General features: G+C 48.8%; 9 protein-coding genes. 1 reads left to right on the plus strand and 8 read right to left on the minus strand.

The window, feature by feature from the left end:
- The 3 genes from FHU12_RS13525 to FHU12_RS13535 form a co-directional block, all read right to left on the minus strand.
- Positions 1-1,332: an HlyD family type I secretion periplasmic adaptor subunit gene (locus tag FHU12_RS13525; protein ID WP_141969911.1), complete on the minus strand. Its 1,332-nt coding sequence runs from the start codon at positions 1,330-1,332 to the stop codon at positions 1-3.
- Positions 1,333-1,386: 54 nt separating this feature from the next.
- Positions 1,387-3,153, minus strand: coding sequence for a type I secretion system permease/ATPase (locus FHU12_RS13530; RefSeq protein WP_047728091.1), 1,767 nt, complete (start codon positions 3,151-3,153; stop codon positions 1,387-1,389).
- A gap of 380 nt (positions 3,154-3,533) precedes the next feature.
- Positions 3,534-6,173, minus strand: coding sequence for a beta strand repeat-containing protein (locus FHU12_RS13535; protein WP_141969914.1), 2,640 nt, complete (start codon positions 6,171-6,173; stop codon positions 3,534-3,536).
- Between the two features lie 390 nt (positions 6,174-6,563).
- Here FHU12_RS13535 and FHU12_RS13540 point away from each other — a divergent pair, with 390 nt between their 5' ends.
- Complete coding sequence (locus tag FHU12_RS13540) at positions 6,564-7,622, plus strand: glycosyltransferase family 4 protein (RefSeq protein ID WP_141969916.1); 1,059 nt, start codon at positions 6,564-6,566, stop codon at positions 7,620-7,622.
- Positions 7,623-7,733: 111 nt separating this feature from the next.
- Here the strand turns inward: FHU12_RS13540 and FHU12_RS13545 are convergent, their stop codons facing one another.
- The 5 genes from FHU12_RS13545 to cpsG all read right to left on the minus strand — a co-directional run bounded on the left by FHU12_RS13545 (position 7,734) and on the right by cpsG (position 14,272).
- Entirely contained in the window at positions 7,734-9,236 is a 1,503-nt protein-coding gene (locus FHU12_RS13545; protein WP_141969918.1) for a hypothetical protein, read from the minus strand.
- Positions 9,236-10,396, minus strand: coding sequence for an O-antigen ligase family protein (locus tag FHU12_RS13550; protein ID WP_185742308.1), 1,161 nt, complete (start codon positions 10,394-10,396; stop codon positions 9,236-9,238). Before FHU12_RS13550 ends, FHU12_RS13545 begins: the two co-directional genes overlap by 1 nt.
- Positions 10,397-10,537: 141 nt before the next feature.
- Complete coding sequence (locus FHU12_RS13555; RefSeq protein ID WP_185742309.1) at positions 10,538-11,539, minus strand: acyltransferase family protein; 1,002 nt, start codon at positions 11,537-11,539, stop codon at positions 10,538-10,540.
- Positions 11,540-11,642: 103 nt separating this feature from the next.
- Complete coding sequence (locus tag FHU12_RS13560; protein WP_141969924.1) at positions 11,643-12,797, minus strand: glycosyltransferase family 4 protein; 1,155 nt, start codon at positions 12,795-12,797, stop codon at positions 11,643-11,645.
- Between the two features lie 95 nt (positions 12,798-12,892).
- A complete protein-coding gene (cpsG, locus tag FHU12_RS13565) occupies positions 12,893-14,272 on the minus strand; it encodes a phosphomannomutase CpsG (protein WP_141969926.1) in 1,380 nt (459 codons plus the stop codon).
- Positions 14,273-14,285: the final 13 nt, after the last annotated feature.

Below are 14,285 nucleotides of genomic sequence, written 5' to 3' on the forward strand. Positions count from 1 at the left end.
TTATTCCTCGGTTAATGAAGTATGAGCGCGATCCAAAATAGGTTTAAACAGATAGCTCAGCAGCGAGCGTGACCCCGTTTTCACGAACACCTCCACCGGCATCCCCGGCTTGATGTCCTCGCCACTGAGCATTTTCATGCCCTCCGGCGAGACCGTGACCTGCATCTGGTAGTAAGGTTCGCCATTGGTTTTGTCGACCAGACGATCGGCGGAAACCAGCGTGACCGTCCCCGGAATTTTCGGGGTTTTGTTTTGGTTGAAGGCGGTAAACATCAGATCCACCGGCAACCCGTTGTACACCTTATCGATCAGGTCAACTTTGAGGCGAGAATCCACCACCAATGTCGCCTGGCTGGGTACCACGTCCATCAGGTGGTCACCCGCTCCCACGACGCCCCCCTGAGTGAAGATATTCAATCCGACCACGGTGCCGTCCACCGGTGAGGTGATGGCGGTGTTGCCCAGATCGAAATCGGCCATTTGCAGCTTATTGCGGAACTCGCTGGCGTCCATTTGGGTTTGTGCCAGCTGCGTTCTGACCTCGCGCTGATAGTCGGCGAAGCGCTGATCGATGCGTTGCTGAGATTCCTGCAGCTGCTTTTGCAGTTGGCCAATCCGCCCGACGGTTTCATCGATACTGCTGTTCACCTCGGCGAACTGGCGCTGAATTTCCAGATAGCGGTTGCGCGGCAGGTAACCGTCCGCCGCCAGCTGTTTCATGCTGTTCATCTGCTCACGCAGGCTGGAGAGCTGGATCTGTTTGTTGGCGCGAGAGTCCTGCAGGCCTTTCAATTGGAAACGGATCCCGTCCATCGACTGCTTATAACCGTCAATTTCACTTTGCAGCCCTTGGCGACGGGAGGCGAACAGCTGCGTCTGCAGCGCAATGATCTCCGCGACGCGCGGCTGATCTTTAACCTGAGCGAAAACAGGGGAAAAAGTGACCTTGCTCAGACCGTCCCGTTCAGCCAGCAAGCGCCCTTCGGTCGCCAGCGTGGTGTAATACTGATCGCGCAGCGAATCGACCTGCGCCTGTGCCTGCACCTGGCTCAACTGCACCAGGACTTCGCCGGCTTTCACCTTGTCGCCGTCTTTCACCACGATATTTTTGATGATGCCGCCGGCCGGTGCCTGCACCGTTTTACGGTTGCCGGAAACGGTTACCGATCCCGGCGACGCGACCCCTTTGTCCAAAGGTGCAAACGCCGCCCAGGCCAAGAAACCGAACACGCCCACACCCAGCGCCAACCACCCGAGACGGGTATAACGGCGCTCATCCAGCGGGATCTGTTCTGAGTACGAGTCATTCGGCTCGCCAATATGCGTAGACATACCAACTCCTTTGACTGCCGGCGGCGCAACGGCGCCGCCAGGCCAGTTCACGGCTTAATTAATTTGAGTTTTAGGAACATCGCCTTCATCCGGCTCGGAGTTCACCGCACGCACCGCCTGCGTAGGCACCTGCGCTTTTTGCGCATTCGCCAAGGCCTGCAGCACCTGCTGCGTTGGGCCAAACGCATTGACGTTCCCGTTAACCAGCAGCAACAGCTTGTTGGTCATCGCCAGCAGATTGGTGCGGTGCGTAATCAGGATCACCGTCTTATTCCGCTGTTTAAGGAACGTAATGGCCTGGTTCAACGCCCGCTCGCCGGCATCGTCCAGATTGGAGTTGGGTTCATCCAGCACGATAAGAGAGGGATCGCCATACAGCGCGCGCGCCAAACCGATACGCTGTTTCTGTCCGCCGGAAAGCCCGGCGCCTCCGCTGCCAATAACCGAATCATAGCCATTGGGGAAGCGCAGAATCAGCTCATGTACCCCGGCCAACTTAGCGGCCTCGATCACTTTCTCCGAGTCCAGCTCGTTGAAGCGGGCGATGTTCTCCGCGATGCTGCCGGCGAACAGCTCAATATCCTGCGGCAGATAGCCGATGTAAGGTCCCAGCTCATCCTTGTTCCACTGGTAGATGTCGGCGTTGTCCAGCCGCACGATGCCTTCGCTGACCGGCCAGATGCCGACCAGCAGGCGCGCCAACGTCGACTTGCCGGACGCACTTGGCCCGATAATCCCCAGCACGTCTCCCGGCTGAATGGCGAAGCTGACGTTATGCAACACCGCGCTCCCCTTCGAGCCGGGCGGCGTCGCGGTTACCCCTTCAACGGAAATTACCCCTTCCGGGCGCGGCAGCGACATGGCGGTACCGCGCGGCGGATGCTGCTCCAACAAACGCACCAGGCGCTGGTAAGCCAGCTTGGCGGAGCTCCAGCTTTTCCAAACGTTGATCACCTGCTCGATAGGCGCCAACGTGCGCCCCATCAAAATGGAACCGGCGATCATCATGCCCGGCGTGATGTGCCCATCGATCGCCAGCCAGCCCCCCAGGCCCAAAACCAGCGACTGGAGCGACAGACGCACAAACTTCGTGATCGACGTGACCCGTGATGCCCGCTCGCTGGCGATGCGTTGGCTGTTCAGGAAGCGCTGATGCAAACTGAACCAGCGCCCCTTCAGGTTAGGTAACATCCCCAACGCTTCAATCACTTCGGCATTACGCAAGTTGGTGCTGGCCAGATTGCCCGACATGATTGAAAGCCGGCTGGCATCCGCCAACGGTTTCTTCGACACCACTTCGTTGATCACCGCCAGGGCGATCAACAGCAAGGAGCCCACCAGCGCGAACAACCCCAGCCAAGGGTTAAACAGGAAAATCACCAGCAGATAAATAGGGAACCACGGCGCATCGAAGAAGGCGAACAGCGCACTGCCGGTCAGGAATTGACGCACGTTGGTCAGATCGCTCAGCATCTGGCCGGCATCGGAAGAGCCGTTCTTTAAATTCGCCTCGTAAGCCGCCGTATAGATACGCGTATTGAGGCGCATATCCAGCTGGCTGCCGATGCGGATCACCACCATGCTGCGCACGTATTCCAGCAAGGACATCATGCCGAACATACCCAGCATGATCAGCGTCAGCATTAACAACGTGATTTCATTACGAGAAGGAAGCACCCGGTCGTAAACCTGGAGCATGTAAATGGAAGGCACCAGCATTAACAGGTTAATAAACGCAGTGAATATGCCAACGGTCCAGAAGACTTTACTGCGCGTCCGTATAACATCCGCAATTTCGTTGCGCGGGATAAATTGATTCACGTTCTGCCCTTACATCATGTGCACTGTCAGTCCAATCCGCATTGACCCCTTCCCTAAAGAAATTCCTAAAAAAGAATTATCCCGAGAAGACTCACCCCAAAGAAATGCCCGAGACTGCAGATACTTTTGTTAACTATAGGTAGAGAAAGTGAAAACCGGCAAGGTAGGGTATAAAAAAAAAGCCGGTCATCACGCCTTAAAAAGGCATGATAAAACAGAATGATACGGGAAAATGAAAAAGCAATGGGAAGATAACGAAATGGAATAACTTAGAGAGGATGATGCCGCTCACAAATTTAAACATGCGGGGGGATAACCTCCCCCGCATTATTTAAACCTCAATAGTTCCATAGGGAATTATTGATTATTGTGGTTTACCCTTAGGCGTAGTGCAGAGTATCCACCAATTGCTGGTGATTCTGGCCCGTCAGGTAAATGACGGTATCGTTAGCATCCAGCGTGTGGTTATTGTTATTGTCAATAATCACATAGGAGTCAGCATTGTTACCTGTACCACTGAACACCACCGAGGCCACGCCCACCTTCGCCGTCAGCGAGTTAGGATTGCTCAGGCCCAGGATGCCGCCCAACAGGCCGACAACGCCGGTAGTCAGACCGCCAACCAGCGAACCTAACAGCGCATCCAACGTATCTGAAGCGCGAGTACCGTAATCCGCCACCGCGGTACCGGTGTTGGACAGGGTCAGCCCGGAAGCCGCATCCACGATTTTGTCTTTCGCGGTGCTGAAGTCGGTGATGGTGACCCCCGCCTGCGAAGTACTGGATTTCAGATCGTAGATATTCGCCCCAGTGCCGCCGGTCAACGTGGTGTTACCCAGTACGTTGAAGCTGTCGGCCGTCGACGTCCCTTCTACCGTCAGTTGGTAACCGTTCAGACCCAGCGTGTTCAACAGCGGAGTCAGCAATGCGGTGGTAACCGCACTCAGTGGCAACGCGTTCAACAGTTGCACGATAATACCGTCACCGGTACCCGCATGGTTTGAATCCAGGTTCAAACCGCCGGTATTGGTTGAGGCGTTAACGTCACGAACGTTGCTGAAGCCGCTGCCCAACGTCAAGTTCAGCGCATGGTCACCGGTCACGTTGACGGTCTGAACCTGCGCATTGGTGCCAGCCAGGGACAGAATGTTGTTGAACGAGCCGGTACCGCCGGAAGCCACATTCACCGTCGTCAGCGCGGTGCCCAACAGCGCACTGCTGCTGCTGTTCAGGCTGATGGCGCCGGCATTCACGTTCGCCGAACTCACCGCATCAAAGTTGATGTTGAAGTGGTCGGTGGCGTTTTGGACGAAGGTGAAGTTCAGCGTGCTGGCTGAGGTCGCGTCCCCTTTCACTTCCAGCTGTGCGGCGTTACCGCCGGCAGCGTTGATGACGTTGACGTTAGCCAGGCCGGAGATCACGAACCCTTGCGCCCCCAGGTTGGTCGCCGCTGCGTTCTGGGTGACCGTACCGCCCGTAGTGCCTTCGACCGTAGACGTGCCGTTGGTCAGGCCAAAGTCGAAGGTATTGGTTGGCGTAGTGACGCTAGTGGTGGTCGGTGAACCAATCAGCGGTGTCGTAATCAGCGTACCAACAGACTTACCGATATAGCCAGTCAGGTCGATCTTCTCGAAGTTCGAGAAGTTGTTGGCGTTGCTGGTCACGGTGCTGGTACGAACGCCCAAGGCGTTCTGGTTGGTCACGACGGTTTTGGTGATGAAGTTGGCAGAGATGGAATCCGTGCCGGTGCCGCCGTCAGCCTTGACGGTATTGGCAACGGTGTTCGCCCCGCCGGCAACCCCATTACCCGCCCAGTGCAGGCTGTCGTTGCCGGCGCCGAGGTTAAACTGTGCGGTACCGGTCGCGATGTTAGCCGTCGAAGTCACGACCACGTTGTCTGAACCGGAGCTGGCATTCAGAATGACGTTGCCGTTGTTGACAGTCACCGCCACGCCAGGGTTGACGCCGTTATCAGACAGGTTAACCGTTGCAGCGCTGGTGCCGTTGATGGTCAGGTTAGCCAGGTGATCGGCGAACTTCAGGTTGACCAGGCTGGCGGCGTTGGCGTTCAGTTGAACATCAGTCAGCACCGCCGTCTCTGCGTTGCTGATCTGATGAGAAATGCCCGAGTTGATGGAGCCGGTTGCGTTGCCGCCGGCGGCGGTGGCCGTCAGCGCTGCGGCAGTTTTGTAGACCAAGCTGGTACCAATGTTGTATTCAAAAGCATGCTGATTGGTCACTGTAGCAGCATCGGTCGCCACTGAACTACGCAAATCGTTGATAATAGCCTGAGTGATAACGGACTTGTCCGTTCCCAGCGCACGATAGGTTGCCAAAGCACCGGCGCTAGGATCGACACCATAAACACCTTTATAGACATATTGGATAAAAGCGTCACCACTTAATTTCGTCCCCTTTTGCTGGAATTCAGAGGAATAGATGAGGCTCTTAACCAGCGACTGGAATGTATTTCCTGGTTGAAGTACATAGTTCGCCCAATATCCAAGGCCGTTGGAGTCTGCAGCCCGGTAGGCACCAGCAAGATACACTGAGGCAACTTGTTCTTGAGCACTAAGCGCCACGCTCCACTGGTTCCAAGCTGCAGAACCATAAGAGCTATAGAGCATAACGTCCAGATGGCCTTCTAACGCGGACTGCGAAGAAAGCGTCGCGCCATCAAAGCCCTTGTAATTGAGCAAACCGTCGATAGCGTTAAAAATGGCATCGTTAAGAGAAGTGGTATTCAATATGGTTTGCAGCGCCGCATCCGCTGGTGAAGAACCGTAAGCTTGCGTATAAATAGCTTTTAAAATTTCCAACGGGCTTTTCGATGCGTATAGAGCCTGCCCTGCCGCAGATGTTATTAACCCGCCAATATAATCCTGTGCCGTTATTTGCCCGGTACGAATTTGTCCCGCAGCGCTATCAAATGATGTAGGACCAGTAAAGGTGTTTTGGCCGAGAACCGCGTAAAGTATAGCAGCTACTTCTTTTTGATAAAACAGTACTTGAGAAGCCATGATAATATCCTCAAAAATTCAAAATTGAAAAACTCAATCCTAAACGTACTCCAAAGAGACATTAGCCACACAAAAAGAATGGATGCATGCAAGATGCGATCGCAACTCACGCAGCCAATGTCGAGGATAAGAACAGTTCAAAAGGGTAAGGTTGTCAACATGACAAAGCTTAATGTCGCACACTTGAATAAATGCAGAACAAAAAACCAAAACAACTTGATTTTTAGTTAAAAAAACAAAACCAGCACTAGAGAAGCCGTGGGTACAACTGCCGATGCTATCGCCATAGCACTTGACTAAAATGCTCAGATGACGCACGATTGTTGTCATAATCGGCGCCTCTTTAAAGATAATAGCCAAGTACTCTTAAAAAGATAATAGCTAAATACGATGATATATATTAATGCTCGTTTTTTGACGCAGGAAATAACTGGAGTTCAAAGATTTGCAGAAATGATTTCATTAGAACTATGTAAAAAATACAATGATATTATTTTTGTCTGTCCGCAAGGAGTGTTGAGGCAGGATGTTGCACAAAAATTGCGTGTAAAACAAGTAGGCTTCTCGCATGGGCATCTATGGGAACAAGTTGAGCTTCCCGCTTACTTGATGAGAAAAGGCTCTCCATTGCTGATAAACTTAGGAAGCACCGGTCCTATCGCTTATAAAAATAAAATCATCACTCATCATGATATCACCTATCTAAGATATCCCGAAAGCTACTCCAGAAGTTTTCTTTTATTTTACAAGCTTTTGGTACCGATGATGATTAGAACGTCCAAGCATCTTCTCACCGTGAGCGAATTCTCTAAGAGAGAAATAACCAACGCTTATCAATACCCACAAGATAAAACCTCTGTGATTTATAATGCCGTAGAGGATAAGTTCCAGCCCAAACAGCAAGATACTCCCGACGTTTATTTTCTTGCTGTTGCATCAAAAAACTTTCACAAGAACCATCGCGGAATGATTGATGCTTTCCTGGCATTAAAAGAAAAATTGCCAAGCAGCAGGAATATCAAGCTAAAAATCATTGGGGACTTGTTCAAGGAATTATCTTATAAGAATCATAATACCGATGCTAAAATGGAAGGTATAGAATTTTTAGGGCGAGTAGATGATAATGAGTTAATTAGGCTCTATCAAAACGCTTACGCTTTCATATTCCCATCATTTTATGAGGGCTTTGGTATTCCGCCACTGGAGGCGCAGGCATGCGGCTGCCCCGTGCTGGCCTCGAATCAGGCGTCTATCCCCGAGATCTTGGGAGAGAGCGCCCTGTACTTCAACCCATTCAGTGGGAATGAAATGATTCACGCAATGGAGGATATTCTGCGAGAGAATGAACTGCGGTTGCAGCTGATTAGGAAGGGGCATGAGAACATTAAGCGATTCTCATGGAAGCTATCGGCGGAAAAACTGATTCAGATAGTAAGAGGTATTGGTTAATAAAATAAAAAAATAATAAAAAAGAAATTTATAGTATAAGCAGCACATATTGAACATTCAGAAGAAACGCATATTGCTGTCAAACCGGACAGACATCACTAAATAATGCGTTTATTTCATCGAATATTGCAACCGGCTTGCCACAAAAGAAATATCTACGATCCACTGGCGCCCATCACTGCTGGGCCTGGTTATGCTTAACATCGATTTGTTGAACGATATGATGGAATCATGTGCCAGTTTCGACTTCATCGGCGAAAGAGCCGTGTCAGATATCATACCATTGCCATCCCGATCAACAGCAGCAAAGACCAGTTTCCGCTCAATCCCCGCCGGCGACATGATAGAAACGTCTATAAAGGCGCTTTCTCCAGAGTTAAACTTGATAACATCAACGCTATCCGTTTGTTCGAATGTGCCGGAGAGAGAGGCCGGATTTCTAATGTAGTTAACCGAACCATCAGAGTTAGCCTGGAATCGGCTGCAAAACACGGTCTTGGTTGTAGCCAGATTTTCACTCAGGCAAACGACACTCCCCACAATGTACAGCACCCCACCAGAAACCAAATCGATAGTGTTTTTCGGATGCTTTTCAACCGTTATAATTCCATAAAAATTAGAACGCGGTAGTCCGTCGTGTTGAATAATCGGTGAGGAAGATAGCCCCCTGAAAACGTGAATTGACATCGGTGCATTATACACCAGGCAGTTTTTGCCGATTAAAACATGCGGTGAGTTATCATCCTTGGTCTGCTGTTGAAAGATGCACTCACTCAACCCCGTGCCATGAAAAGACTCATTGCCTTTGTCTCTTTCATAAGAAATTCCCGTGCTGCACGACGCAGAAAAAGTACATTTATCCAGAACGTTAAACTCACTGAATCCTTTACTGCTTTCGTTTATCATCCTAATGCCAATATGGCAGTTTGAGAATATACAGCGTTCAATAGAGAGGCCACACTGGTCAGCAACAATAAGAATGCCATTATTATCCCCATCACCGGAGAAATGAATCCCGGAGATATTGGATGAACAGAGAATACCGGATCCGCCCTTAATTTTCATGAAGCTATTGCTTGAAAACTTCAGGATTGTTCCTTTGTCAGCCCGACGTCCGCCACAACCGATAAGGTTTGGGCAGGAGAATGAAGCTTTCTTCTCAACAATACCTGAATGATAATAGACACCAGAACCATATGATATATCAATACCTTCTTGATCGGCGTAATTGATAAGATTTATATGATCGGCAGTATTATCATATTTCCCATCGGGAACCATGCCGGCAAACGAAGCGTCAATGGCGCCCGTTCTATCCATAACCCGTGACCACACGCCGTTCGCAGAAGGGTATGTGGTTATCATGTTAATTTTGATGTCGTTGCCTACCGAATGAACAAGCAAACCACCGCCAATGCGTCCTCCTTCATGATAAGACAACAGGCAAGCGATTGCGCCGTTTTCTGCGGCGGCAGACTTCAGGCTGGCGACACTGTCGTATGAAGTAGCAGCGCTCGGTCGGGCGACATTATCCCCACTCCGCCCTGAAGCAGAAATAGGTAATGCAACCGCAGCAGGTAACGCAATGCTCAGCAATTTTCTACGAGATACCATTAACTTCCCTCATCACGATGACATTTGGCATAAGAAATCTGTCCCATAACCATACCTATCAACATCCAGTAGTATGGCCGCATGAAATTAGATTCGATAAATAATGCCAACATAGCAACTATCAATGAACAAACGATGATTGGCGCACTAGACTTATCACGATTAGCTTCTGCAAGCAGTTTAAAATGCCATGCTAACCACACAGCCAATGCCATCCACCCACATGTTGCCGCGATCTCAAAATAGATATTGATAGGCTCATTACCCAATGGCGATATATATTCTGGCATTCCAGAGAATTTAGGCAAATACGTCGTTAGGGTATATTCTTGGAAGGTCCCTATGCCAACCCCAAAGAATGTATTAAAAGCAGTATCAAATGTTAACTGTGCGCGAGGCCACCTGTTCCCTGTTCGGTCCATCGCAGCATCAAATAAATTAGCAGAATTAGAAAAGTTCTGGAAAGTCTCTGATATTAAGTCGTTATTACTTTCAGAATACCACGACATTCCAAGCCAAGCCACAGAGCACATTGCAATCATAACAATGATTTTTTTAAACTTACCTTTCCCATACAGAGAGAGAACTATCGCTGCAATAAGGAAAACGAAAAGCATATTGGCACTTTTGGTTGTATACAGCGCAACAAGCAAAAAGGCAACATCCATAGGAGATGCATATTTTTGTTGTGTGGCCCCCGCCCTGCCGCTCTTAAGATAAGCGCTAAAGACCAGAACAATATATGGCGTCAGAGAAAGCGCAAAATAAGATGGCTCATAATATAAGACCTGTGCTCGCCATTGAATACCGGTAAAGTAGAGAATTGCACCAATAATTACCTGTATTCTATAGGCATCTCTGACACCAAGAATGGCTTGTGATTCATCCGCAGCAACAAGGTTTTTATAAACAATCGAAACGGAGAGATAATTAAATATTATCCATAGCACATAACCCAGTGACTTACCCTGGAGCGGAGAGTATAGAACCGAGGGCAGGCAAGCGACGGCAAATAGAATGACATATATAAGCCATTTATCTATCGACCTTTTTTTATATATAGTATAAACACCATAACAGAGTAAAGGAATAAGCGTCAGCCTCAGACCAGAGAACTGAATTACATCAACGCTAACAAGTAACGTTGCAATAATCGCCATCAATCTTACTTTTCTTATCTTCATTTAAGATAAACCAATCAATCATTAGTCATTAAATTATACACAAACTTTATCATAGAACACTAAAATAGAGCAATAAACAAGTTAAAATAAAGTTTTAATTCAGTCTTATCTTTTACCTTACGTGTAATTAACGCTCGCCTTACCTAAAATGTGTCTTTTTACGAGTACTTTTACCTTCTTATTCACCGGCTCTTCTAACATCTTAAATATAAATAATGAGAGTATGGTTGAAAAAGCGAATGATAAAATAACCGCATACACATGTTCCTCAGTAATATACCGCTTAACCAACACCGCGCAAGGCTGATGAAAAAGATAAAGGGAAAACGATATTTTACCGAAAAATTCCAGTAAAGAAGAACGGAGTGAGAAATTTTTAAAGAGTAAAAACATTGCTATTGCTATTAAGTCTGAGCTAATAAATCTGTATGGATTCTCGTGATATCCCCAATCTTTGCTGTAAGACAAAAATGACGATGCAATGATAGTGAAAATGACAAAAATAGAGCCGTATAAGCACCGCTGCTTACTATCTTTCTCAGTGACAAAAATTGATGAGATCAGGATGACACTAATACCTATTGGCACCGCAGAAGGTGCCTTGATGTTCATATAATAGCGGATAACACCAAAAACTAAGGAAATGAAAACAAATGATAAAAAAGCCGCCTTCAACTTATTCCCCGTTACACCTGAAAAAGCTAAACACGCGGCGATTACGAAATAGAAAACCCACTCAATTTGTAGCGTCCAATAAACCCCATTAATATCCCTCACGCCAAAGAAGCGCTGGAGCATTGTAAAATTACCGAGTAACTCATACCACGTAGCCGAATATACTAGAAATGACAAAAGCACAGACACGATATATGCAGGGTATAATCTTCCTATACGTAGCATTAAGAAAGACGTGACTGTCTCGTCTTTCTTCTTAATTGTTGTCGCTGTAACAATGTATCCACTGATAATGAAAAAAACAATGACGCCAAAATTCCCGAAAGAAAAATATAGCGCCCTAGGATCAAGATAGTGTTCAATCACAACAGAAAGGCACGCTATGCCACGTAGAGCTTCTAGCCAGCGCATATGGTTAGGTTGATAAGAGACATTACTATTCATGGCTGCACCGTCTGCATACATAGAGAAGAAAATTTATGATGAATATATATCAAGCGATATTCAGCACGAATATAAGAAAGCTAAAAAAATACAGTCAAGAACTTCAATAAATTATCTTTTTACTCTCTTCAAAGAGGTTCCACTTCTCTTGCACATAGTCCCTCATCTCGCGCTGGAATCTTTCCTGTGAGAAACGCAGCGCATTGGCTCGGCAGTCGGCAGGCAGAATGCTGCCTTCCAGGTTGTCAAACTGCTTCACCGCGTTGATGACATCCGCCACGTTCTGTTGACCAAACAGGATCCCCGTCGCAGCTTGAACACCATGCGGCCGGACCGTTTCTAACGCTCCCCCCTTGCCAAAAGCGATGACCGGCGTTCCACAAGCCTGCGCCTCAACCGGCGTAATGCCGAAATCTTCCTCCGCGGCGAACACGAAGGCTTTGGCATTCCGCATATGTTCTTGCATCACGCTGTTAGGTTGATAACCGAGGATCTCAATGTTTTTGGTCGCCTTTGACTTGATCTTCGTCATCTCTGAACCGTCGCCAACCACCACCAGTTTTTTATCCGGCATCTGGCTGAAGGCCTCAACAATCAAATCGATTCGCTTGTAAGGCACCATGCGTGATGCGGTAAAGTAATAATCTTCTTTATTTTCATTCAAGGTGAAGCGTTCGACGTCGACCGGTGGATAAATCACATCGGCATCCCGCCCGTAGACTTTCTTTATACGTCGTGCAATAAATTGCGAGTTGGCGATAAAGTGATCGACGCCGTTCGCCGTGCGGCAATCCCACATTCTTATTTTATGCAGTAACCAACGAGCCAGGTTGCCCTTAAGCCCCTTATCCATCCCAGACTCACGCAAATATTGATGCTGCAAATCCCAGGCATAGCGGATCGGCGAGTGAACATAGCTGATATGCAACTGATCCGGCCCGGTCAGAACCCCTTTGGCCACCGCATGGCTGCTGGATAAAATGACGTCGTGTTTTGAAACGTCCAGCTGCTCAATGGCCACCGGCATTAACGGCAGATAGGTCTGATATTTTTTTCTGGCCTTCGGAAGACGCTGAATGAACGAGGTCGTTGCTTTTTTATTTTTGAACAGCTGCCGATTCTCGTCAGATAAGAAATCAACCACTGAATACAAGTCAGCGTCTGGGAAAATTTCAATAAACTCAGCAATTACCTTTTCAGCCCCCGCATACGTCACTAACCAATCAGCGACCAATCCAACGCTTAAATCCCGAGACATGTCTACACCTTATTATCAGAATTTTATTTCACATGAAGCTATCAATAAAAAAATATAAAGATGGGCAATATCATCCTATTGCCCATCGAAGAAAATCATTCGCTACGCAGCAGCTGCAGTATCTCTTCTGTCTTTTCCTGCATTAGCTCAACGTTGGCGCGTGACTCCACATTCAACCGCACCACCGGTTCCGTATTCGAACTTCTCAGGTTGAAGCGCCAGTTGTCATACTCAACGCTAATACCGTCTGTGTGATCGACGGCATCGGCTTCCATTTCGTATTTACCCAAAACCCGATCGATCGCTTCTTTAGGATTGCTTAAAGAACTGTTGATCTCGCCCGATGCCGGATAGGCGGCCACCCGGTCGTTCACCAGCTCGCCCAAACTTCTGCCTTTAATGCAGAGCAGTTCGGCCACCAACAGCCACGGGATCATGCCGCTATCGCAATAATAGAAATCGCGGAAATAGTGATGGGCGCTCATTTCCCCGCCGTACACGGCATCTTCCTTGCGCATACGTTCTTTAATGAACGCATGGCCGGTTTTCGACATCACGGGAATGCCGTAGGCCTTTTCAACGATATCGATGGTATTCCAGCTCAAACGAGGATCGTGAATAATGCGCGAACCCGGGCTTTTCTCAAGAAATGCCTCGGCCAGCAAACCGACGATGTAGTACCCCTCGATAAAGTTACCGCGCTCATCGAACAGGAAACAGCGGTCAAAATCGCCGTCAAAGGCAATCCCCATGTCTGCCCCGTGCTTAAGCACCGCATCGGTGGTGTCTTGCCGGCATTCCGGCAGCAGAGGGTTAGGAATGCCATTCGGGAAATTACCGTCCGGCGCGTGATGAACCTTGATGAACTCGACCGGCAGTCCGGCGTTTTTGAAACGAGCCTCGATCGCATCAATGACATGCCCGGCAGCGCCATTGCCGGAGTTGATCACCAGCTTCAGCGGACGAGTGAAGTTATCCAGCGTCACAAAGCTCAGTAACTTCTGCACGTACGCATCGAGTATTGAAAGCTGCTGATAGCCGCCGCGCGCAGCGTCATTCACCGCAGGGAAGCTATTGTTCTCCGCCAGCCGCTGTATATCGCGCAGACCGGTATCACCGCTGATCGGTTTGGACTCCTCACGCACCAGCTTCATGCCGTTATAGTCCATCGGATTATGGCTGGCGGTCACTTCAATCCCACCATCCACTTTCAGGTGCGACGTCGCGAAATAGATTTCCTCGGTACCCGAAAGGCCGATATCAATCACATCCGTGCCGGAGTCTTGCAGGCCGCGCGCCAGGGCCAATTTGAGCGACTCGCTGGTGAGGCGCACATCGCCGCCGAGCACCATGGTCTTGGGACGCAGATATTCTCCGTATGCGCGCCCGATGCGGTAGGCGATATCTTCATTCAATTCGCTTCCCAGCTTCCCGCGAATATCATAGGCTTTAAAACACGTTAATGCTTCTGACATGATCTCTTCCTGT

Origin of the sequence: Serratia marcescens (assembly GCF_006715005.1) — a bacterium.
GTDB lineage: Bacteria > Pseudomonadota > Gammaproteobacteria > Enterobacterales > Enterobacteriaceae > Serratia > Serratia montpellierensis.